The organism is Alteromonas sp. ABH4_454, from assembly GCF_056311775.1.
Window position 1 is genome coordinate 1,752,522 of record NZ_CM149972.1, and the last position, 22,717, is coordinate 1,775,238.

A 22,717-nucleotide genomic window follows, 5' to 3' on the forward strand; every position below is an offset into this window, starting at 1 on the left:
TTTACTCCTGCGCCATTAATTGTTTAACGATTTCATCGCCTACTTGCGACGTGCTTGCCGCTTGACTGCGTTTATCTGCAGGTAATAACTCGCCCGTAAGTACACCTGCTTCTAGTGTCGCTACCACTGCTTTTTCAATTGCGTCGGCAGCATCGCCTAAGTTCATGCTGAAACGCAGCATCATAGCGGCTGATAAAATTTGTGCGATAGGGTTAGCAATGCCTTGCCCTGCAATATCTGGGGCCGAACCGCCTGCTGGCTCATAAAGGCCGAAGCCTTCTTCGTTCATGCTTGCCGATGGCAACAAGCCCATAGAGCCTGTCATCATGGCGCATTCATCAGAAACGATATCGCCAAAAAGGTTTGAACACAGCATCACATCGAACTGCGCCGGATTCTTCATTATTTGCATAGTGGCGTTGTCGATGTAGATGTGGTCTAGCTCTACATCTGGATAGTCTGTTGCGACTTCTTCAGCAATTTCACGCCATAAGCGGCTGGTTACCAGTACGTTGGCTTTGTCTACTGAAGTCACTTTGCCGCGACGCTTCTGTGCTGCTTCAAACGCTGCAATAGCAATACGGCGAATTTCACGTTTGCTATAGCGCATGGTGTCATACGCGAACTCTTCTTCGCCTTCACCTTCACGGCCCTTTGGCTGACCAAAGTAAATGCCGCTGGTTAGCTCACGCACAACTAAAACGTCTACGCCTGATTTAGCAATGTCTTCACGAAGGGGAGACAGGCTTTCAAGGCCCGGATAAATGCGAGCTGGGCGTAAGTTACTGAACAGGTCAAAATGGCTGCGAAGGGTAAGCAATGCGGCACGCTCAGGGCGTTGTTCTAGCGGTAATGTGTCCCATTTAGGGCCGCCGATACTGCCAAACAAAATTGCATCGGCTTGTTCGCAGCCCAGCAAGGTTTTAGAGGGCAGAGCTTCACCTTCAGTATCAATGGCGTAGCCACCTACAGGGTATGCAGTACGGTTTAAGCTAACGTTAAACTTCTTTTCAACAGCATCTAAAACCTTATTGGCTTCCTGCATAACTTCTGGGCCGATACCGTCTCCGGCTAATACGGCAATTGAATACTGGCTCATTTATACTCCTGCAACGCGTTCTTGTTGATTTTTCTGCTGATCAATCTGATCGGCTAAATATGTGTTGTTTAATACAAAGATAAGGGCTTTAACGCCGGCTTCTACAATGTCTGTAGCAAGCCCAATCCCGTGGAAACGGCGACCTTTATATGTGGCGATAACGCTCACTTGTGCCAAGGCATCGGCACCTTCACCTTTTGAATCTAGTTTAAAGTCGACAACTTCTAAATCTTCGTGGCCCAGTATAGACATAATAGCTTTGTAAGCCGCATCAACAGGTCCATTTCCAATACTAGATTGAGTAATTTCTTCATCGCCCACTTTCATTTTGACCGTAGCGCTTGGGATGATTTCACGGCCTGAGTTTGCTTGAAGGTATAGCAACTGGAAGTGTGCTTGATCATGCTTTTGCTTATCGAAGAACAATAATGCTTCAAGGTCGTAGTCGTATACTTGACCTTTCTTGTCCGCTAGCTTTAAGAATGCGTCATACACGGCTTCTAAATCGTAGTCTTCTGCTTTGTAACCCAACTCTGTTAAGCGGTGCTTAATTACATGGCGGCCAGAGCGAGACGTTAGGTTTAGATTATTCTTATTAATGCCCACACTTTCCGGCGTCATAATTTCATAGGTATTTTGCGCTTTTAAAACACCATCTTGGTGAATACCTGAAGAGTGACTAAACGCATTGGCACCTACAATGGCTTTGTTGGCCTGAACCGGCATATTACAAAGCTGGCTAACTAATTTAGAGGTGCGAGAAATTTCGGTTGAGTTGATATTGGTATCAATGCCCAACATGCTCTTACGGGTTTGCAAGATCATCGCGATTTCTTCAAGCGATGCATTACCAGCACGCTCACCAATTCCGTTTATAGTACATTCGACCTGTCTTGCACCTTGCTCAACAGCAGCTAATGAATTTGCTACCGCTAAGCCCAAGTCGTTGTGACAGTGAACGGAGATTGTAGCTTTGTCGATGTTGGGCACTCGATTAAACAATTGCTGGATAATGCCGCCGAACTCTGTAGGTGTGGTGTAGCCCACTGTATCTGGGATATTCACGGTAGTTGCACCGGCATTAATCGCAGCTTCTACCATGCGGCATAGATAGTCTATGTGAGTACGACCGGCGTCTTCACACGAAAATTCAACGTCATCTGTGTATTGACGTGCATGCTTAACCGCCTTCACCGCCATTTCAACAATTTCATCTTGTGACTTGCGAAGCTTGGCACCTACGTGAATCTCTGACGTAGCGATGAAGGTATGAATACGAAATTGTTCTGCGACGCTTAGCGCTTGACCACAGGCATCAATATCGCCTGGCAAAGCACGAGATAGGCCACAAACAACAGAGTTTTTAACCTCTTTTGCAATCATTTGTACAGAGCGGAAGTCACCAGGAGAAGACACGGGAAAACCCGCCTCAATAATATCTACGCCTAAGCGTTCGAGCGCCAGCGCGATCTGTAATTTCTCTTTGGCACTTAGGCTTGCAGGTAAGGCCTGCTCACCGTCTCGCAATGTGGTATCAAAGATCTTCACTTGATTTGTCATGACGCTCTCTCAGTTGAATAGTTAAAAAAAAACCCGTGCTTGGCACGGGTTTTTGTGAATTTAAATCGCTGGTCGCAATCTACCCGTGCAGTCTGGCTGCCATAAGGAGTAGAGATAGAAGAAGAAAACGAATACGCATTTGCTGTTGTTTCTTTGCTGACCAAGTTGATAGCGACAATGTACCCATGTGACGGGGAGAGGTCAACCATTGTTTACGATAATGAGTATATTTTTCGTATATAAAAGCTATCTTTTAATTATTTAGGATGGATATCCTAATATTCGCTCTTTAGGTTTAAGGTGCCTCACACTTTACGTAATATTAAGTAAATCTTAATATCGCTTAAGCAGGTTGTTAGGATGCATATACTAAAAAACTTAAAAAGATGGTTTTCTGATTAGTGAAATACCATGCAGTAAAAGTGAATAATTATTGCTTGCTGCGTGTTGAAGTGAAATTTTTCCAATTGAGCCGAGTGGATAAGCGCATCTCTCGTAACGAAAGAGAACGCGGGCTAGATTTTGATTTATAGTTCCACATATGACCGCAGCAAGCACTACTCATTATAGCTTTAGTAGGTTTTAGCAACGTAAGTGTTGTGCTTGATAGTTGGGACGAAGAGAATACGCTTTTTGATAGTTCATCAATCGGTTGAATGTTAATAGCATCTTGTGACGCGCATTTTTTAGTTAATTGGCCTTTGCCTATATCGAACCAACCATGCTTATTTAAATGAATCTTATCCCTAGACTCGCGAAACATATCAATAGAATCAAGTTCAATCGTAAGTCCTTCAATGCTTTGAACGAGTACAGGAACAACTAAACCGTAATCCGTATTCTTCTTGAACCATTGCACGCATTTTTCATTATCTTGCGTTGAACCAGGACACTTACTCGGTTGCTTAGCAAACCAACTTCCATTGTGCGTATCGACTTTCAGCGGAGGGGACAATTGAAGTTGTGTAACCATAAAGCGAGCAACGCTTCGAATATGATAGGGCAGGCCACCCATTCGACGTTTTATCATCGAAGCATTGTTTGTGTTCAAATGAGCAAGTGTCAATAATTCTCTCTCATAGAGCGCAGTACAAATTTCGGTGAACTGCGCATGGCTTCCCCCTAATTCACCCGATTCACTGAAAAAGCCTGTTTGAGATCGAGAAGAAGGTTTCTCTGATGTCATTACTTATCTGCACATGTGTTTGATTATTGTTTAACCGTATCAAGAAACGGCAATAAGCGCCACATAGCGATTTCAATAGGTATTGTCTCCAATGAGCTGAGCGAACGCCAAATTTAAGTTTCATCCTTTTTTTAAACAATGGATTGGCATACTACTTATTAATAACCAACCTGTATGACCAATTATGTTGCAAAGCTTACCGCTTGTGTAAGTAATGTTAAAAACAACGAAAAATACATTTAAATTGCGTAAGTCATTGTATTTTATAGTTTGCTTGGTGTTTTTCGTGATGTTGAACCTTATTTAATCATCCTTTATAAATATTGGTAATGCCAAAATAATAAATATATTTGACCATTTTTTTAACATTTTATGTTGACCAATGTAAAAACTTGTCTTACTTTTGTAACTGTCTTGTAAAGTAGGTGTAAGGCAAATTTGCAGGGCGGGTAAGTTGCAAATCAATTAAGTGGTAAGGAATGAGTGATTAGACATTCCTCAATCCTTAAGAGGAAAACACACATGGCACACAAATTATCAAAGATTACACTTGCGGTACTTTCGGCTACGACACTAAGCCTAACCGCATCAGTAAACGCACAAGAAACACAGCAAGAACAAAACGAAGATGTTGAAGTCATTGAGGTATCGGGTATCCGAGCGTCACTCGCTAGCGCAATGAATGAAAAACGCTTTAAAAATAACCTTGTTGAAGTTATCGAAGCAGAGGATATTGGTAAGTTACCAGACCAAAATTTAGCAGAAGTACTAGAAAACATTACCGGTATTCAAATCACTCGTGAAGCAGGTGTTGGTACAGGCGTACAAATTCGTGGTACCGATGCTAACCGTACAGAAATTAACGGTGTTTCCACCGTTGGTTCTGGTGCAGGTCGAAGCGGTATTGATTTTGAAGACGTTTCAGCTGCAATTATTGCTGGCTTGGAAGTGACTAAGTCGCCCGACGCTAAAACCATCGAAGGTTCAGTGGGTGGTACAATTAACCTAAAAACCATCCGACCCTTACAGCTTAATGAACAGCTTGCAGCATTTCGTGTACAAGGTGAGAACAGCAACTTAACCACCGATAGCAACTTCCAACCTCGTATTTCGGGAACATTTGGCGATAATTGGGATACCGACCACGGTACCATTGGTGTGGTAATAAGTGGTAGTTATGCTCAGCAAGACGTAACGGCATTTCGTCCTCGCGCAGATAGAGATAACCTAGTTGCTTCAGATAGTGGCGTAGCAAGTGCTCAGTCTTTTGATTTTCTACCTATCCAGTTCTTCGTTCAAGACTACGATAACTTTGAGTACGAAACTAAAAACCTTGTAGGTACCATTGAATGGGCGCCTAATGACAACACCAAGTTTTTCTTTGACGCTATTATTAATGATCAAGAACGTCTGCAAGAGAGTTCTCGTGTTCAAGCGTCAGGGGTAAGCGCGCTTAATGACATTTCTGTTCCTGATGAGTTTGAAACTATCAACTTTGGTTCATTAGGTGGTACAAACTTAGGTTCTATACAGGCAGCACTGCGTGGTGTTATCCCTGTGAATTTGGAAAACGACGACGACGATCCTAACTTACGTTTCTCAAGCGATACTAATTCACGTGTAACTAAAAGCGAGATATTCCGTCTAGGTGGAGAATGGCAGGGCGAAAAGTGGAGCGTGTTTGCGGAAGTTGCATCAACAACATCTGACACTACAACGCCAAGCTTCAATACAACCCTTAACTTTATCAATCCAAACGCGCCGTTAGATGCCGGAGGTGCAAACGATAACTCTGTTCCTTTTGCTTATGACCTGACAGGCGGCGCATTGACGTTTGGTATTGCTGAAGGCGCTGAGTATGCTCCTACGGTTGAACAATTACTTGACCCGAACAATGTAGTGCTTCGTGATGTAAATATTGGTCGTGATACTACCGAAAACTTTGAAGATGCATTCCGCGTAGATTTTACGTATTACGTGGATACTATGATTACGTCAGTGGATTTTGGTTACCGCTACAACAAATCTGGTAGCAAACGTGAGGATATTGGTACTAGCGTTGGCTTGCGTACAATGGAAGATAGTCCTCGAGGCAGCTTATTTAGTGACTTGTTGGTTGCGGGCCCTGATAACTTCAACGATGCAGACGGACGTGCGCTTTACGTTAGTGACTTCCTGTTAATTGACCCTGAGCAAGTGTCATCTGACCCTGATGCGGTACTAGCGACGCTTCAAGCGGCAATGGAAGCACATGGTTCTACACGTTCGTTAAGTGCTCCTACGGCAAGCTCATCAGGCTTCTTTGACATTGAAGAAGAAACCCATGCATTGTACGCACAGGCTAACTTTGAGTATGAAATGTTCCGCGGTAACTTTGGTGTTCGTTATCTGCAAACAGACGTAACGTCTGTGGGTAACTCAATAACCGTAGACGATGAAGGTAATGAGTTGGTTTCTCGAGTGACTAACACTGGCGATTACGACTTCATTCTACCTCGTTTCAACTTAGTGGCAGATGTTACTGATGACGTAGTATTAAGATTTGGTGCGGGTAAAGATATCCGTCGTCCTAACTTCAATGACTTATCAACGTCAGTGACCTTCAGCACAAGCCCTAACCCTAATGTGGCTATTGGTAACCCAAACTTAACGCCAGAAGAAGTTATTTCTTATGACTTAGCGGCCGAGTGGTACTTTGCTGAAGCCAGTGTAGTAAGTGTGGGTATCTTCCACAAAACTCGTAAAGATTTGTTCGTAGATCAAATTGTAAGCCCATTTGAAGACCCGACGACAGGCTATCGCGACCTAACTGACCCTTGTGAAGGTGGTGGTGTCTTTAACCCAATTGCTGATATTAACGTGTTTGGCCCTGAGCTTGGTACAGGCGTTTGTGTAGGGACAGAGACGAAAATTAACGATACGGGTGAAACAACCCAGAAAGGTATCGAATTTGCGGTTCAATATGATTTATCTGGCTTTGAAAGTGAGCTAGGTTGGGCTTCAGGCTTTGGTGTGCTTGCTAACTATACCATTCAAGAATTTGATGGTGGTGAAGCTGAGAATACGGCTACAAGCCGTGCAGCTAACGTTTTTGCTGCTACTACTGGAAGCGATGAAGAGGTTAGCGCAGTTCAAGGCTTATTAAACCTTTCAGAGAACGCTTACAACATTACGCTTTACTACGAGAAGTTTGGTTTATCTGCTCGTATGCGCTACACATGGCGTGAAGCTTATCGCACCGATGACTTTGGTAGTACGTCTAGCTTCCCATGGGGCTTCCCAGCGGTACAAGCTGACCGTGGTCAGTTAAATGCAAGCGTGACTTACGATGTTAACGAAAACCTTAATATTGGTGTTGAGGCAGTAAACATTACTGAGTCCGAAGTAGAGCAGTACTGTGTTAACGAAGGCTCACTTCTGTGCTTCCAAGGTCTTACTGACCGAAGAATTACTGTAGGTGCAAACTATCGTTTTTAATTTGTAAAACAACTGCCGTGACACGCGGCAGTAGCTACACCCTGGATCACAAAGTGTGGTTGTGATGTGTGCATTAGCCCTAACGCCAGTTAGGGCTTTTTTTGTTTGTCAGCATCGCTGGGCAAACAAAAAAGGCACCGCGAATTACGCTGGTGCCTTTCAACAAAGCTAGTTAAACCATATTTGGCTTAAGCTTATTGACCTTTAATTTCGCTACGGCCTTTATAGGTAGCTGCGTCACCTAGCGCTTCCTCAATGCGAAGAAGTTGGTTGTACTTAGCAACACGGTCAGAACGACACAGTGAACCAGTCTTAATTTGACCCGCCGCTGTACCTACTGCAAGGTCAGCAATGGTCGCATCTTCAGTTTCGCCAGAACGGTGAGAGATAACCGCTGTAAAGCCAGCGTCTTTCGCCATTTTGATTGCGTTAAGGGTTTCAGTTAGTGAACCGATTTGGTTGAACTTGATAAGGATTGAGTTACCAATACCGTTATCGATACCGCGCTTAAGAATTTTAGTGTTAGTTACAAATAAGTCGTCACCAACTAGCTGTACTTTGTCACCAATCTTCTTAGTTAGGCTTGCCCAGCCGTCCCAGTCGCTTTCGTCTAGGCCATCTTCAATTGATACAATTGGGTATTGTGAAGAAAGGTCAGCAAGGTAGTCGCCAAACGCTTCTGAATCGAAGCTCTTGTCTTCGCCAGATAGTACATATTTGCCTTCTTTGTAGAATTCAGACGCCGCACAGTCTAGTGCAAGGGTGATGTCTTCATTCATTTTGTAGCCGGCATTTTCAACGGCTTCAACGATAACTGCTAGTGCTTCAGCGTTTGAGCTAAGGTTAGGTGCAAAACCACCTTCGTCGCCAACTGCTGTGTTAAGGCCTTTAGCAGAAAGTACTTTCTTAAGTGCGTGGAAGATTTCAGCACCCATGCGTAGTGCTTCTTTGAAGCTCTTCGCGCCAACTGGCTGTACCATGAACTCTTGAATGTCTACATTGTTGTCAGCGTGCTCACCACCGTTGATGATGTTCATCATAGGTACAGGCATTGAGTATTGACCAGATGTGCCGTTAAGGTCTGCAATGTGCTCGTAAAGCGCTACGCCTTTTTCCGCCGCTGCCGCTTTAGCTACAGCAAGAGAAACAGCAAGGATCGCGTTTGCGCCAAGGGTCTCTTTGTTTTCTGTGCCATCAAGGTCAATCATGATGCCGTCGATATCAGCTTGTGCTAGTGCATCTTTGCCGATAAGTGCTGGCGCGATGGTATCGTTAACTGCTGCAACTGCCTTTGTTACACCTTTACCTAGGTAACGAGACTTGTCGCCGTCGCGTAGTTCTAGTGCTTCGCGGCTACCAGTAGAGGCACCAGATGGTGCTGCAGTCTCGGCCCATTACGCCCGATTCTAAATATACGTCTGCTTCTACAGTAGGGTTTCCGCGTGAATCTAAGATTTCGCGTCCGATAATGCGACTAATTTTCGCCATGTTTTTTCCTCAACAATTGAATGGGGCGCAACGGGAGAGAGCACCCCTTTTATTAGAAATTAGTGATTTTCTTTCTGGTATTTTCCTGCCGCAGCAACGAAACCAGTAAATAGTGGGTGTCCATCCCGAGGAGTTGATGTGAACTCAGGGTGGAATTGGCCCGCAATGAACCATGGATGATCAGGGATTTCCACCACTTCTACAAGTCGCTTGTCAGTGGACAAACCACTTACCTTTAATCCCGCCGCTTCAATTTGATCGCGCAGGTTGTTATTTACTTCGTAACGGTGACGGTGACGCTCGTAAATCTCAGCATCGCCATACATCTCGTGAACTTTTGTACCTTCAATAAGGTGGCAAAGCTGGCTACCTAAGCGCATTGTGCCGCCCAAGTCAGACGTTTCGGTACGTACTTCAGTGGTACCCGCAGCGTCTAACCATTCGGTAATAAGACCCACAACAGGATAAGGCGTGTCTGGGTTAAATTCAGTACTGTTCGCGTTTTCCATACCTGCCACATTACGTGCATATTCGATAAGCGCGACTTGCATACCTAAACAAATGCCTAGGTAAGGCACCTTGTTCTCTCGAGCATAACGGGCAGCTGCGATTTTACCTTCAATACCGCGTTCACCAAAGCCGCCAGGTACTAAGATAGCGTCTAACTGCTCTAGAATTTGTGTGCCTTTGCTTTCCACATCTTGTGAGTCGATGTGATGAATATTTACGGTCAGGCGGTTTTTAAGGCCGGCATGCTTAAGCGCTTCATTGACTGACTTATAGGCATCAGGCAATTCAACGTACTTGCCGATCATACCGATGTTTACTTCAGCCGTCGGGTTAGACTCTGCGTAAAGCACTTGCTCCCACTCAGATAGGTCTGCTTCGTTGCACTCTAAACCAAAGCGGTCTACGACCAGCTGGTCCATACCTTGCGCTTTAAGTGCCGCAGGAATGCGGTAAATGCTGTCTACGTCTTTAAGTGAAATAACAGCTTTATCAGCAACGTTGGTGAACAGCGCGATTTTAGAACGTTCGCTGGCTGGTAATGCACCCACTGAACGACAAACAAGAATATCTGGCTGAATACCAATCGAGCGCAGTTCTTTTACCGAGTGCTGTGTAGGCTTAGTTTTTACTTCGCCTGACGCTGGCATATAAGGCACAAGTGTTAAGTGCATGAACATAGCGCGTTCACGGCCCACTTCAGTACCAAGCTGGCGAATTGCTTCTAAGAATGGTTGTGACTCGATGTCACCTACGGTTCCGCCCACTTCAACAATAGCCACATCGTGACCTTCAGCACCTTCAATTACGCGGCGCTTGATCTCATTTGTTATGTGAGGGATCACCTGAATAGTTGCACCTAAGTAATCACCGCGACGTTCGCGCTTAAGTACTTCTTCATACACGCGACCGGTAGTAAAGTTGTTGCGCTTTGTCATGCGGGTGCGAATAAAACGCTCGTAGTGACCAAGATCGAGGTCGGTCTCAGCGCCGTCATCAGTAACAAATACTTCACCATGCTGGATAGGGCTCATAGTGCCCGGGTCGACATTGATGTAAGGGTCGAGTTTTAACATGGTTACGGTGAGACCGCGAGCTTCCAGAATTGCGGCCAGCGATGCTGCAGCAATACCTTTACCTAGCGATGAAACTACACCACCTGTGACGAAAATATAATTTGTCATGCGAAACCTAGAACGTTTGGGTTGTATGGTAAATATAGGCTGAGTTTAGAACAAAACCAGCTACACTTTGGACGGGGTGATAGTATACGCAAAATCATGTGGGCAGACAATCAATTTGCCCACATGATGCGCAATTTATACGCGCTTAAGCTTGGTTTAAGACTGGCTTAGACGCTTAAGTGTGTAAATAAGGTCTAGCGCTTGGCGCGGTGATAGCTCATCGGGCGATAAGTTTTCAAGTGTCTCTACCACGGGGTGCGGTTTATCTGGAAATAGCATTTCAGCTTGGCCTTTGGTATTTGATGTGACTTTACCTGATGCGCTTGTATTATTTAGGTCTTTACGAGTACGCTTTGACTCAGTTGATTTACCAGCAGCTTCAGCCTCGTCACTGGTCATAAGATGTGACGACTCTAATACGGCAAGTTTTTGTTGGGCCGCTTTTATTACCGCTTTAGGTACACCTGCAAGTTGCGCAACCTGTAAACCAAAGCTTTTACTCGCCGCGCCTTCTGATACGGTATGCATGAAGCGTATGGTATCTTCAAACTCCATCGCGTCTAAGTGCACGTTCACCACGCCACTTTGTGTTTCAGGTAGTTCAGTAAGTTCGAAATAATGGGTAGCAAAAAGGGTATAAGCATTCAGCTGTTTTGCTAAGTAACTTGCACAGGCCCAAGCCAGTGATAAACCATCATAGGTACTGGTACCGCGTCCTATTTCATCCATTAATACCAAAGAATTTTCTGTGGCATTGTTTAGGATGTTCGCCGTTTCTGTCATCTCAACCATAAAGGTTGAGCGACCTGAAGCTAAATCATCCGATGCACCAATACGGGTAAAGATGCGATCAAGCTTTCCTATGTGTGCATTTTCTGCAGGCACGAAACTGCCAATACAGGCTAATAATGCAATGAGCGCGGTTTGGCGCATATAGGTCGATTTACCGCCCATGTTCGGGCCAGTAATAATCAGCATGCGGCGCTCAGTATCTAACTGAAGTGGGTTAGCAATGAATGGATCTTTCATCACGTTTTCAACCACAGGGTGGCGACCAGCGTCATAGGTAAGTGCGCATTCTTGGCTTAGGTTTGGGCGATACCAATCAAGTGACACGGCACGTTCAGCAAAACAGCACAGCACGTCAAGCTTGGCTAGCGCTGCGGCGGTTTCAATTAAGTTATTTAAGTATGGGGCAAAACTGTCGAACAAGGCTTCATAAAGCTGCTTTTCAAGAGCAAGGGCAGCACCCTGACTGCTTAACACTTTATCTTCGTGCTCTTTCAGTTCTGGTGTTATATAACGTTCAGTGTTTTTTAGGGTTTGTCTGCGAATATACTCAGCGGGCGCTAAAGCACTGTTTGCACGGCTAATCTCAATAAAAAAACCGTGGACCTTGTTATAGCCCACTTTTAGCGTAGAAATGCCGGTGCGCTCACGCTCTCGTTGCTCCATAGCGTCTAGGTAGTCAGTAGCGCCTTGTGATAGCTTGCGTAGCTCATCAAGCTCTGCGTTGTAGCCTTCGGCAATTACGCCACCATCCCGTATTACTACTGGCGGATTATCAATAATGGCATCGTTTAATAAGGCTTGAAGCTCAGGGTAAGTGCCAATGGTTTCGCTGATACTTCTGACTTGGCCTGTATCGAACCTAGCTAAGGCATCTTGTAAATCAGGCAATGCATTAAACGCATTTTTTAGGCGAGCAAAGTCACGAGGACGCGCAGAGCGAAGAGCTAATCGCGCCATAATACGTTCTATATCACCAATGTGCTTTAACGCGGTGCGAATATCTTCAGGGTCGTCGTTAATGAAAGTTTCAACAGCATCTAAGCGGCTGTGCAATTCATGTTGGTCTGTTAAAGGCGAATGAATAACGCGCTGTAGCATACGACTACCCATGGCCGTGGTGGTGGTATCCATCACGCTAAACAGCGTATTTTCCTGCCCACCCGACAAATTATGGGTAAGTTCTAAATTTCTGCGCGTGGCAGCATCAAGCTGCACACGGCTGTCTTGCTGTTCGGTTTGAATGCGACGAATGTGGGGCAGAGCAGTGCGCTGGGTATCCTTTACATATTGTAAAACACAGCCCGCTGCGCCTAAGCCTTTAGTGACGCCTTTTATTCCAAAGCCTTCTAATGTTTTGGTTTCAAACTGGGCGTTTAATTGCTCTGTGGCGGTGTCTATGTCAAATTCCCATTCAGGACGGCGTCTAAGCCCTTTGCGGTTTTCAACAAGAGGTAAACTTTCAAACCCTTCAGGATAAAGAAGTTCTGCTGGGTTAATGCGCTGAATCTCTGCCAATAGGCCTTCATCACTATCGCTTTCAAAGATAACGAACCTGCCACTTGTAACATCTAATGTCGCTAAACCATAATGCATACTATGACCGCAGACTGCCGCAAGAATATTGTCGCGACGTTCTTCTAGTAGCGCTTCATCGGTCACTGTACCAGGCGTAACAATACGTTGTACTGCACGTTCAACAGGGCCTTTACTGGTGGCCGGATCGCCAACCTGTTCACAAATGGCAACCGACTCGCCCATCTTGACTAAGCGTGAGAGGTAGCTCTCCACTGCATGATAGGGCACACCCGCCATTGGGATAGGCTCGCCGCCAGATTTCCCTCTTGCTGTTAGCGATATATCCAGTAATTCCGCAGCTTTTTTGGCATCGTCGTAAAACAACTCATAAAAGTCGCCCATGCGATAAAATAGTAGAATATTCGGATGCTGCGCCTTAATAGTCAGGTACTGGCGCATCATAGGAGTATGTGATTCCAAAAAAATGCCTCTATGAATTTGTTGCTGGGTTTAATGCCTGTTAAGGGGAATAAATGATAAACTCACGCCCACTAAGATCAAGCGAAGATCTGATAAAGCACAACAGGTGTAACTAGGTATATCCAAATGAGCACAACATTTTCAACTGATTCGACGGTAAACGCCAGCCCTTTAAAGCTTGATAGCGCATTATCTGCGCAAGTTCAGGCACTAGGAGATGCACTTAGAGCAAAAGGTTGGAGTGTATCTAGTGCAGAATCCTGTACAGGTGGTGGGATTGCTTTTGCTTTCACCAGTGTTTCGGGAAGCTCTGACTGGTTTAATCAATCTTGGGTGACCTACTCGAATGATGCGAAGCAAGGCATATTAGGCGTTACCGAGCAGACGCTTAAAGAACATGGTGCAGTGTCAAAGCAAACGGTAAAAGAAATGGCAGAAGGCGTGCGACGCAATAGTGGTGCTCAGCTAGTTGTGACCGTAAGTGGCATCGCCGGGCCTGGCGGTGGCAGCGAAGCAAAACCGGTGGGCACTGTGTGGTTTGGTTTTTTGTGTGGAGAGCAAGAAGCGCAAATCAAACAGGTTTTCAGCGGCAATCGCGACGAAGTTCGGCAACACGCTATTAGCTTTGCTATTACTCAGTTAATTAAAATGTTGAGTGAAAATTAAAAACACTGGTTGAAACTGTATGCTTGTACAGTATAGAATGTGATCATTATTTGGTAACTTCATACAAAATATGGAAAGTACCAAAACAGAATTTAACCGCAAATCCTAGAGGATATATACGTGGACGATAACAAATCAAAAGCTTTAACCGCCGCAGTTGGCCAAATTGAAAAGCAATTTGGTAAAGGCGCTATCATGCGCTTAGGCGATAACCAAGCCATGGACATTGAAGCGATTTCTACTGGCTCACTTACCATTGATATCGCTCTAGGTATAGGCGGTTTGCCATGTGGACGTGTTGTTGAAATCTACGGGCCAGAATCATCAGGTAAAACCACGCTAACACTTCAGGTTATTGCTGAAGCGCAGAAGAAAGGTAAAACCTGTGCGTTCGTAGATGCTGAGCACGCCCTAGACCCAGTTTACGCTGAAAAGCTTGGCGTAAACATCGACGAACTATTGGTATCTCAGCCTGATACTGGTGAGCAAGCGCTAGAAATTTGCGACATGCTAGTACGTTCAGGTGCAGTAGATGTTGTTATCGTTGACTCGGTAGCGGCGCTTACACCTAAAGCGGAAATTGAAGGTGACATGGGGGACTCTCACGTTGGTCTTCAGGCACGTCTTATGTCGCAAGCGTTGCGTAAGCTTACGGCTAACATTAAGCGCTCTAATACGCTGTGTATCTTCATTAACCAAATTCGTATGAAGATCGGTGTAATGTTCGGTAACCCTGAAACCACTACTGGTGGTAACGCGCTTAAATTCTACTCTTCTGTTCGTCTAGACATTCGCCGTATCGGTGCAGTGAAAGAAGGCGACGAGGTAGTAGGTAACGAAACTCGCGTTAAGGTAGTGAAAAACAAGGTTGCGCCTCCGTTTAAGCAAGCCGAGTTTATGATCCGCTACGGTGAAGGTATTAGTAAAGAAGCTGAGCTTATCGACCTTGGTGTTAAGCAGAAGCTTGTTGATAAGGCCGGCGCTTGGTACAGCTACAAGGGCGACCGCATTGGTCAAGGTAAAGCGAACGTAATGAAGTACCTTAAGGAACACCCTGAAACGGCTAATGAGATTGAAACAAAGATCCGTCAAGAGCTATTGCTCTCTAAAACCATGCAGGCTGAAGAAGCATTGCCACAGGGCGAAGACGACGTACTTCCTGAATAAGATAGGTTTTACAAGTATCTTAAAAACCCACCGAAAGGTGGGTTTTTTTATGCCCTTGCTACATAGGGTATATTAAGAAATATTTACTAACACTTAATATCCGCTTGAAACTTGTACAAAAAATAAAAACAGGGAATGCTGTAATAAAGTACGATAAGCGAAGACTACAAAGAAAGGTTGGCTTTTGGTGTATTTCCAAGGTTCAACGTTTCAGAATATAAATAAGGAAAATTTGCGGCTACAGCAAACAATGCCTTAAACAACAATTAATATTGAGAATAGCTTACATCAAGAGGGAAAAGGGAATGATTGAAATATCAGGTCTCGCTAAACGCTTTACGGTGGAGAACCCGAAAAAGCTTAGCGAACAAGAGAAGAAGGACCCGCGTTTAAAAGGGCGTTATTTTCAGTCAGTAAGGGATGTGTCTTTTACTTGCGAAAAAGGTCAGGTTCTGGGACTGCTAGGGCCTAACGGCGCAGGTAAAACCACTACTTTGCGTATGCTTTCAACAGCGCTTAAACCCGACAGCGGTAAAGTGCTTATAGGTGGCGAGGACGTACTTTCTAACCCCAACATTGCGCGAAAGAAAATTGGTTTTCTTTCCAGTTCAACAGGTCTATACGGCCGTTTAAGTGGGCGTGAAAATATTAGCTACTTCGGTGAGCTACACGGCATTTCAAAAAATGTAATTAATGCACGTATTGAAGAGTTAGCTGATTTGCTCGACATGCAAACCTTCCTTGATAGACGAGCGGAGAATTTTTCATCAGGCATGAAACAAAAAGTGTCGATTGCCCGTGCGGTTATTCACGAACCAGAGTTGGTGGTTCTCGATGAGCCTACAACTGGCCTTGATATTATGGCAACCAGTACGGTAATGGAATTCATTCAACGTCTTAAGGATAAAGGTACACCGGTAATCTTCTCTACCCACCATCTTGATGAGGTGCAAACCCTTTGCGATAAGGTGACCGTGATTAACCAAGGTGAAACGGTATTTAACGATTCGCTTGCTGCATTTAGTGCGCTTTCCGGTAATGGTGGAGAGGCAGGGCAAATGCATAAAAGCTTCCTAAAAACACTTTCAATGGATTCTGAGGAGATGGGCAATGTGGTTAATCTTTAAAAAGGAGTTCAAAGAGCTATTAAGGGATAAAAAGACCATCATATTTATGATTGGTTTACCGCTTTTATTATTCCCAGCTATTTTCGGTGTCGCGTTCTTTTTCATGAGTTCAGCGGCGGATAAAGCAGAGAATGAAGTGTTGAAATACGCGATAGTTGGTGAAGCTTATGCGCCAGCAATTGTACAGTCTTTTAACGGTGCCTCTGATAAATTCGAATCGGTTGCGATTGGCGATGAGACTGACTATGCCAAACTCATTAAAAACGAAACCTTGGACTTTGTGTTGGTTATACCAGAGAGTTTCGATAGTGACGTATTAAGTTCAGGGCAACATAAGATTCAGCTTTATTTAAATGATGCAGGCCTTAACAAAGTTATGGGGCGTGTTTCCGATATTATTGATGAATATACAGACGCGTTTCAGCAAAGCGCGTTTGCACAGCTAAACCTTGACGAAACTCAGCAAGAGGCTTTACTAAAACCAATCAAAATAGAAAAGCAAAATGTGGCGGATGATCGCGAAGTGTGGGGTGAACGTTTAGGCGGTATGCTGCCTTACTTTATATTCATCTTGTGCCTACAAGGTGCAATGGCGCCAGCTTCAGATTTGGGCGCAGGTGAAAAAGAACGTGGTACCTTAGAAACCTTACTTATATCGCCAATGGATCGCCACAAATTGGTATTGGGTAAGTTCTTTACGGTAGCCACCGCAGGCATTGTTACTGCGCTAATAACGGTGTCTTCCATGGCCATATGGGGGCTAGTGCTATCCCAAGGCATGGCCGTTGAATTTGTGGTAGAGATCATGTCAATGATAGGTCTTGTAGACTTCTTACTGATATTCTTGATGTTAGTGCCTGTGGTCGCAGTATTTGCGGCGGTATTGTTATCGCTTTCTATTTATGCTCGCTCTTTTAAAGAAGCGCAAAGCTACATGGGGTCACTGATTATGGTGGTTATCTTCCCCGTAATCATTGCGATGATGCCGGGCGTAGAGCTTAAAGGTGGCTGGGTTTGGGTACCGCTGACGAACGTTGCCCTTGCTATGAAAGAACTGTTTAAAGGTACCATGGACTATTTCGCGCTATTTGGCATATTTACGTCTACGGCAGTCATCGCGGCAGGTCTTATTTTCTTTTGTATCCATTGGTTCAACAAAGAAAAAGTACTGTTTAGATAATCTGAAAAGTATTGAGTAAATAGCAAAAGAGCTCGCTTAACGCGGGCTCTTTTTTTACCCTCACACTTCAAAATCTACCCGTTTGATAATACCTTCCCACCCAGGAGGAATTTTCCCCTGTAAAACATACGAGTAAGCAAGAAGTTCCGCGATGACGTAATAAAGCGATTCAGGGATATCTTGCCCCACATCAAGGGTAGCAAGGACGTCGCTTAAGTAAGGGTCTTCGTGAATTAATATCCCAGTTTCTTCAGCCATGGCGATTATTGCCTCAGCTAAGTCTCCATACCCCTTAGATACTACCTTCGGCGCATTTTTCTTGTCGCCGCCATCGTATTTTAGGCCAATAGCGCGTTTTGTCTTTTGAGAATCAGTCATACTCCTTCTACCTATACCCTAGTTTCAAATATTTGATGAGGGCGTGTGTTTAACGTTTCAGGAATATGGCCTCGCTGGTAACTTGTGTTTTCAACCACAAGTCCGAGAGAGGAAAGGCGTTTATGCAGGTAGGGTAGCGTATCACCAATACGCCTGAGCACTTCATCGTTTGATGCATACAAGTCTAAGTTAATCGTGTCGTTATCGATCTTTGACTTCGCCAATACTTGACCGCTATCGCCAATGTCTAGCTTCATCGTGATATTCCAAAGCGAGCGCTGACCCGCCTGTGTTTGTTTATTGTGTTGCCCGCTTTGGTCTCGAGTTATCAAGAGCTCGGGCGGACTGTGATGTTGTGAAAGCGACGGTAACACATAATAGAAACTATCTTGTCCTTGAATACGGGAATCGACACTCGCTACTTTACTTTGCTGATGACTGCTTAGTAAGGTTTTAAGTTGAGAAAGCAACTGCTGTCGCCCGTCTAACTGGTTCAAGTCTTGGCTAACACGACTTGGTTGGGTGGTCACTCCCATATTCGATAGCGTCTTAGAAACGATAGAGTCGGGTGCATCTATTTGGGTTTTTAAGCTAGGCTGTCTTTGCATGGCACGGCCTGCTAGCGCTAGCTGAACTAACGCAACCATGCCTTGTACGAAACTTGATGAACTTACAGGCGATGTCAAATTAATTGGAGTCGTCACCAAGGCTTGTGTTGAGATAAGCTGCTGCAAGCGTTGGGATAAACCTTGGTCGTTCATGTCTAGTGCGAGTTTTTTAGGTCCGCCATTAACGTCACTGGTAGTATTTACGCTCTCTCCCATGAAGCTTTCGCTCGCTTTAACTCCAGCAAGAGGCTTATCGGTATCAGAAATAATAGGAGGGACTTCTGCGCCCTTACTTTGTATAGCAGTCAATTGTTGAGCAATACTACTCAGTAAACTATTCGATAATCCTTTTGCTTGTGTGCTTAGGGACTGAACTAGGGAGGCAAGTGAAACCTGTGCTACAGAGGGCGATTTACCTCCACTATCCTTTCCTTGGATTCCCACCGTTTCTTCAGACCCATTGGTCTTCGACTGCTTTAACGCATTTGCCGCCGCCATCAATTGCTCAATAGTAGGCTTAGGAGGCCCGATAAAGTCACCATTAATAGCTCTGGCTTGCGAAGGTTTGGCGTTAAGGGCATCAAGGCCTTTTAGCTGCTGCAATATTTTATCAATATACTGTACTTCAGGTACTTTGGTCGCACTGCCATCTTGCGATAACTTTCCATTTTCAACAATAGTGACGAGTTGGCTTAACGCTTGGTTTGTATTGCCCGTCTGGCTTAGTAAGACTCGAGAAAGGGCGGTGATCGCCCTGTGCACATCCGAGCCTTTAAGTGATGTGGGGGCTTCTTTATCAATGTGTACGACAGTAGATGTGATACTTCCTACACCTCTATCTGAGACAGTCTCGACCCCTTTTGCGTTTACTTTTGGAAGTTGTGACAGGTCGAGTTTGTTTACCTGCTCTGCGTTTAAAGAGGGAATGGCTAAGGAAGATGAGCTACTCTGAGGCAAGCTTATTTGTAATAACGGACTTTGTTGCACTGTACGTATGGAAAGTTTGCTATCAATCAAGGTTAGCGCAGATACAGCTTTCAATGCGCCGGGGTTGATGCCTGAACTTTTTATAATAGCATTAAGACTTGGAGGGTTATTAGAATTGTGTTCAATGGCAACGCCACCTTGCCTAATCGAACTTGCGATAACCTGCTGTTGTAAATTAGCACTTATATTTTTGTGTGTAATGATGGCGAGATTACCGGCGTTAACGCTTGGGTCATTGCCTGCTTTAGAAATTCCCTGAGAAATCTGAAGTGTGATATGGCCATTACTTTCTCTACTTAGCCTTAAGACAACTTGCTGACCAAGCAGCTTTTGAAGTGCGGTTTTAGCAGTGCTATCAAGCTTTTCAGTACTAATGTCGTTAAGCGGCAGGACGTCGCTTTTGGAGGTGTTAATTTGAAGCTGCCCGAAGCTCTCGCTTTTTGTTGAAATAGCGAGTTCACCTTTAAGGGTCACGGCAGCATTATTTGCAGCGAGCGCCTTTGCCACGGCTTTGAACAAATCTGCTTTATCGGAGAGCGTTAGTTCGGCGTTCTTTTGCGAGGAATTTGTAAAAAGCAGTACCGCACGCTGAGCACCAGATTGGTCAGGTAGAGTACTTTGAGGCAAAAGTGCAAGCTGAGCATTGTTAATTACTTGTTTTGGCAGTTTTGCATCTGTCTCGGCGGGTAAAACAATATTTAGTGTCTGTGAAGCTGAAACAGCACTACTTGATGGAATATTATTTACCGGGGCGCTTATCGCTAATACCCGTTCGGGCAAGCGTTCAACTATTACTTTTGCCGCATTATCTAACGCGGCAGCCTGAGACAGTGTGGCATTAGTAATAGCGGGAGACGTACTTCCTTTTTGCCCTTGAGCCGCAGCGTTTACTTTTCCTGCTTGTGATAAGGATGCTGAAGCCGAGCCAGAAGATGGATTCGAAGCGGCTGCCAATAGTGATGATAATGGTGTTGTCATGATTGTAATATCGGCACGGTGGCGCTTTTCCTTACTAATTAAAGTATAGCAAAGCTATTAAGCGCTGTTTCCAATTTACGCATGGCCACCAATAGAAAAGAGAAAAGCTTCCCATTAAAGGCAAGAGAACTTAAATGAAAATGTCTTTGTCGTTGAAGTAAATCATATTTAATTGGAATTCACGACTGCGAAAAAGCGTTCGTGTGGTAGACTAGCGCCATTTTTTATAACCTCTTCTGAACGTTGGAGTAGCTAGGCAGTGTTAGAGGCGCGCGGGTTAACATGCAGCAAACGAGACAGAACCCTTTTTGAAGGTCTTTCACTTGCCGTTAGTGCTGGTGAATTGCTGTATTTGCGTGGACCTAATGGCGCGGGGAAAACCAGCTTGCTTCGCATTCTCACAGGACTGAGTTCACCTGATTTAGGTACTGTTTTTTATCAAGGAACAGACGTATCTAAGGACAAGTCAGGCTATTACCATGAGCTTCCTTTATCTAGGTCACAAAAGCGGCACTAATGGAAGCCTTTCGGCATTAGATAACCTGTCGTTCTGGTTAGCTCAGCACAAGGTATCGGTGCCAGTTAATACATTATATAACGTATTAGAAAAAGTGGGGTTAGTTGGTCTTGAAGACGTGCCTGTTAGGTATTTGTCGGCAGGTCAGCAACGTCGTGTAGCGCTATCAAGACTATGGCTTAAGCCAGCAAAGGTGTGGATATTAGATGAACCCTTTACAGCACTTGATGTAAAAGGAGTGCACATGCTTGAAACTAGCATGAAAGAGCACGTAGGTCGCGGCGGTCTCATCATTACTACTTCGCATCAACCCCTTTCAGAAACCGCTGGGGAACACCGTGTATTCGACTTGGAGTACCGCTTCTAATGTCACTTTATCAAGGTATTTTTAAGCGCGACATGCAGATTGCGTTCAAGCAAAAAGCGGAATTGGTGCAACCACTGATGTTTTTAACCATGGTCGTGACTTTGTTTCCGTTAGGCGTTAGTCCGTCTCCCGATACCCTGCAGCGCATTGGGCCAGGGGTAATTTGGATTGCGGCAATTTTATCTTCGCTCATGGCGATGGAAAGGCTGTTTCGCGATGACTTTCAAGATGGTACGTTAGAGCAATACATGCTTTCTGGTATGGCGTTGCCAGCGGTAAGCGCGGTGAAAGTGACCGTACATTGGTTGGTTAGCTTCGTGCCCTTATTTTTGCTTTCCCCTTTATTAGCGATGTTTTTGAATTTGACAGTAGATATGTATATCGCGCTTGTTTTAACGTTGCTGCTGGGTACGCCGCTACTTTCTCTAATTGGTGCTATTGCGGTAGGACTTACCGTCGGATTGCAAAAAGGTGGGGTGCTGTTGGCATTACTACTTATCCCTGTCTTTATTCCTTTACTGATATTTGCCACGTCGGCTGTGGATTCTGCCGCACTGCAATTACCTTATCATGCGCAACTTGCTATTATTGCCGCCATGCTTTTATTGGCTGCGGCATTGGCACCGTTTGCCATCGCGTATTCTTTAAAAGTGAGTCAAAACTAATGTGGAAGTGGTTACACCCCTACGCAAAAACAGAGCGTGCTTACCAGCTTTGTTTAACTTTACAGCCTTGGTTTTGGGTTGGTGCTTTAGTGTGTTTGAGTATAGGCACTGTATGGGGGCTTGCCTTTGCACCCCAAGATTATCAGCAAGGTGATTCGTTTCGTATTATTTACATTCACGTGCCTAGCGCTATTTTGTCTATGGGAACTTATGTTGCTATGGCAATTGCGGCCTTGGTGGGTATGGTTTGGCAGTGGCGCACTGCTTACATGAGTATGATTGCTTTGGCGCCTATCGGCGCAGTAATGACCTTTATCGCTCTTTTCACTGGCGCCGCTTGGGGTAAACCTATGTGGGGCGCTTGGTGGGTGTGGGATGCGCGACTGACGTCAGAGCTTATTCTGCTTTTCTTGTACATGGGAGTTATAGCCCTCTACGGAGCATTTGAAGACAAACAGCAGGCTGGTAAAGCCGCAGGCGTAATGGCTCTTGTTGGTGTTGTAAATATCCCCATTATTCACTACTCAGTAGAGTGGTGGAACACGTTACATCAAGGCGCAACAATCAGTAAATTTGACAACCCTTCGATTGCGCCTGAAATGTTGTGGCCGCTGTTAATTAATTTACTGGGTTTTGCTTTCTTTATTGGTGCTGTAACCACAGTGCGTCTACGCAACGAAATTGTATTACGAGAAATGCACAGGCCTTGGGTACAAGCGTTGGCAATGAAAGCAATGTCAAAGCATCAAAGCGATACGGCAAGTACATTTGAGAAAGAGGGCAATTAAG

14 protein-coding genes and 2 pseudogenes are annotated in these 22,717 nt (G+C 44.8%); 8 read left to right on the forward strand and 8 right to left on the reverse strand.

The genetic code is table 11. From position 1 onward, the window contains the following. Position 1 precedes the first annotated feature (1 nt). The 3 genes from leuB to ACYX4W_RS07690 form a co-directional block, all read right to left on the reverse strand. Positions 2–1,099 carry a 3-isopropylmalate dehydrogenase gene (gene leuB / locus ACYX4W_RS07680; protein ID WP_474808416.1) on the reverse strand — a complete coding sequence of 366 codons (1,098 nt, stop codon included), beginning with the start codon at positions 1,097–1,099 and terminating at the stop codon, positions 2–4. Then, positions 1,100–2,659, reverse strand: a complete 1,560-nt coding sequence (leuA, locus tag ACYX4W_RS07685) for a 2-isopropylmalate synthase (protein WP_474808415.1) — start codon at positions 2,657–2,659, stop codon at positions 1,100–1,102. Between the two features lie 430 nt (positions 2,660–3,089). After that, positions 3,090–3,845, reverse strand: a complete 756-nt coding sequence (locus tag ACYX4W_RS07690) for a hypothetical protein (protein WP_476075182.1) — start codon at positions 3,843–3,845, stop codon at positions 3,090–3,092. Between the two features lie 522 nt (positions 3,846–4,367). On the opposite strand from ACYX4W_RS07690, the gene ACYX4W_RS07695 reads away from it, so the two are divergent. After that, positions 4,368–7,322, forward strand: a complete 2,955-nt coding sequence (locus ACYX4W_RS07695; RefSeq protein WP_476075183.1) for a TonB-dependent receptor — start codon at positions 4,368–4,370, stop codon at positions 7,320–7,322. Positions 7,323–7,516: 194 nt separating this feature from the next. On the opposite strand, the pseudogene eno reads toward ACYX4W_RS07695, so the two are convergent. The 3 genes and pseudogenes from eno to mutS form a co-directional block, all read right to left on the reverse strand. Beyond that, positions 7,517–8,810: pseudogene (eno, locus tag ACYX4W_RS07700) on the reverse strand (phosphopyruvate hydratase). Positions 8,811–8,869: 59 nt separating this feature from the next. After that, a complete protein-coding gene (locus ACYX4W_RS07705; protein WP_461851445.1) occupies positions 8,870–10,501 on the reverse strand; it encodes a CTP synthase in 1,632 nt (543 codons plus the stop codon). A gap of 156 nt (positions 10,502–10,657) precedes the next feature. After that, positions 10,658–13,270 (reverse strand): DNA mismatch repair protein MutS, encoded by a 2,613-nt coding sequence (gene mutS / locus ACYX4W_RS07710; protein WP_476075451.1) that lies wholly within the window; start codon positions 13,268–13,270, stop codon positions 10,658–10,660. A 144-nt stretch (positions 13,271–13,414) separates the two neighbouring features. Between mutS and ACYX4W_RS07715 the strand changes: the two genes are divergently transcribed. From ACYX4W_RS07715 to ACYX4W_RS07730, 4 genes are all read left to right on the forward strand, one after another. Continuing rightward, the gene (locus tag ACYX4W_RS07715; protein ID WP_476054842.1) at positions 13,415–13,954 is read left to right on the forward strand and encodes a CinA family protein; all 540 of its coding nucleotides are present in this window, start codon (positions 13,415–13,417) and stop codon (positions 13,952–13,954) included. Positions 13,955–14,074: 120 nt separating this feature from the next. Further along, complete coding sequence (gene recA, locus ACYX4W_RS07720) at positions 14,075–15,121, forward strand: recombinase RecA (RefSeq protein WP_179982559.1); 1,047 nt, start codon at positions 14,075–14,077, stop codon at positions 15,119–15,121. A 305-nt stretch (positions 15,122–15,426) separates the two neighbouring features. Beyond that, positions 15,427–16,248: an ATP-binding cassette domain-containing protein gene (locus tag ACYX4W_RS07725; RefSeq protein ID WP_476075184.1), complete on the forward strand. Its 822-nt coding sequence runs from the start codon at positions 15,427–15,429 to the stop codon at positions 16,246–16,248. Further along, positions 16,232–17,428, forward strand: coding sequence for an ABC transporter permease (locus ACYX4W_RS07730; protein WP_476075185.1), 1,197 nt, complete (start codon positions 16,232–16,234; stop codon positions 17,426–17,428). The genes ACYX4W_RS07725 and ACYX4W_RS07730 overlap by 17 nt, the downstream gene beginning before the upstream one ends. 60 nt (positions 17,429–17,488) lie before the next feature. On the opposite strand, the gene ACYX4W_RS07735 is transcribed toward ACYX4W_RS07730, so the two are convergent. Both ACYX4W_RS07735 and fliK read right to left on the reverse strand, forming a co-directional pair. Next, positions 17,489–17,806: an EscU/YscU/HrcU family type III secretion system export apparatus switch protein gene (locus tag ACYX4W_RS07735; RefSeq protein WP_476075186.1), complete on the reverse strand. Its 318-nt coding sequence runs from the start codon at positions 17,804–17,806 to the stop codon at positions 17,489–17,491. An 11-nt stretch (positions 17,807–17,817) separates the two neighbouring features. Further along, positions 17,818–20,379, reverse strand: a complete 2,562-nt coding sequence (gene fliK, locus ACYX4W_RS07740; protein WP_476075187.1) for a flagellar hook-length control protein FliK — start codon at positions 20,377–20,379, stop codon at positions 17,818–17,820. A gap of 259 nt (positions 20,380–20,638) precedes the next feature. Between fliK and ccmA the strand changes: the two are divergent. The 3 genes and pseudogenes from ccmA to ACYX4W_RS07755 all read left to right on the forward strand — a co-directional run bounded on the left by ccmA (position 20,639) and on the right by ACYX4W_RS07755 (position 22,716). Beyond that, positions 20,639–21,263: pseudogene (gene ccmA / locus ACYX4W_RS07745) on the forward strand (cytochrome c biogenesis heme-transporting ATPase CcmA). Next, the gene (gene ccmB, locus ACYX4W_RS07750; RefSeq protein ID WP_476075188.1) at positions 21,263–21,928 is read left to right on the forward strand and encodes a heme exporter protein CcmB; all 666 of its coding nucleotides are present in this window, start codon (positions 21,263–21,265) and stop codon (positions 21,926–21,928) included. Before ccmA ends, ccmB begins: the two are co-directional and overlap by 1 nt. Further along, on the forward strand, positions 21,928–22,716 hold the full coding sequence (locus tag ACYX4W_RS07755) for a heme ABC transporter permease (protein ID WP_476075189.1): 789 nt from the start codon (positions 21,928–21,930) through the stop codon (positions 22,714–22,716). Before ccmB ends, ACYX4W_RS07755 begins: the two co-directional genes overlap by 1 nt. Position 22,717: the final 1 nt, after the last annotated feature.

What these genes read in the sequence shown, in the direction of transcription:
- leuB (WP_474808416.1), bottom strand. Translation starts at nt 1,099, where the DNA reads ATGAGCCAGTATTCAATTGCCGTATTAGCCGGAGACGGTATCGGCCCA.
- ACYX4W_RS07715 (WP_476054842.1), top strand. Translation starts at nt 13,415, where the DNA reads ATGAGCACAACATTTTCAACTGATTCGACGGTAAACGCCAGCCCTTTA.
- ACYX4W_RS07730 (WP_476075185.1), top strand. Translation starts at nt 16,232, where the DNA reads ATGTGGTTAATCTTTAAAAAGGAGTTCAAAGAGCTATTAAGGGATAAA.
- mutS (WP_476075451.1), bottom strand. Translation starts at nt 13,270, where the DNA reads ATGATGCGCCAGTACCTGACTATTAAGGCGCAGCATCCGAATATTCTA.
- ccmB (WP_476075188.1), top strand. Translation starts at nt 21,263, where the DNA reads ATGTCACTTTATCAAGGTATTTTTAAGCGCGACATGCAGATTGCGTTC.
- ACYX4W_RS07705 (WP_461851445.1), bottom strand. Translation starts at nt 10,501, where the DNA reads ATGACAAATTATATTTTCGTCACAGGTGGTGTAGTTTCATCGCTAGGT.
- ACYX4W_RS07690 (WP_476075182.1), bottom strand. Translation starts at nt 3,845, where the DNA reads ATGACATCAGAGAAACCTTCTTCTCGATCTCAAACAGGCTTTTTCAGT.
- ACYX4W_RS07755 (WP_476075189.1), top strand. Translation starts at nt 21,928, where the DNA reads ATGTGGAAGTGGTTACACCCCTACGCAAAAACAGAGCGTGCTTACCAG.
- leuA (WP_474808415.1), bottom strand. Translation starts at nt 2,659, where the DNA reads ATGACAAATCAAGTGAAGATCTTTGATACCACATTGCGAGACGGTGAG.
- fliK (WP_476075187.1), bottom strand. Translation starts at nt 20,379, where the DNA reads ATGACAACACCATTATCATCACTATTGGCAGCCGCTTCGAATCCATCT.
- ACYX4W_RS07695 (WP_476075183.1), top strand. Translation starts at nt 4,368, where the DNA reads ATGGCACACAAATTATCAAAGATTACACTTGCGGTACTTTCGGCTACG.
- ACYX4W_RS07725 (WP_476075184.1), top strand. Translation starts at nt 15,427, where the DNA reads ATGATTGAAATATCAGGTCTCGCTAAACGCTTTACGGTGGAGAACCCG.
- ACYX4W_RS07735 (WP_476075186.1), bottom strand. Translation starts at nt 17,806, where the DNA reads ATGACTGATTCTCAAAAGACAAAACGCGCTATTGGCCTAAAATACGAT.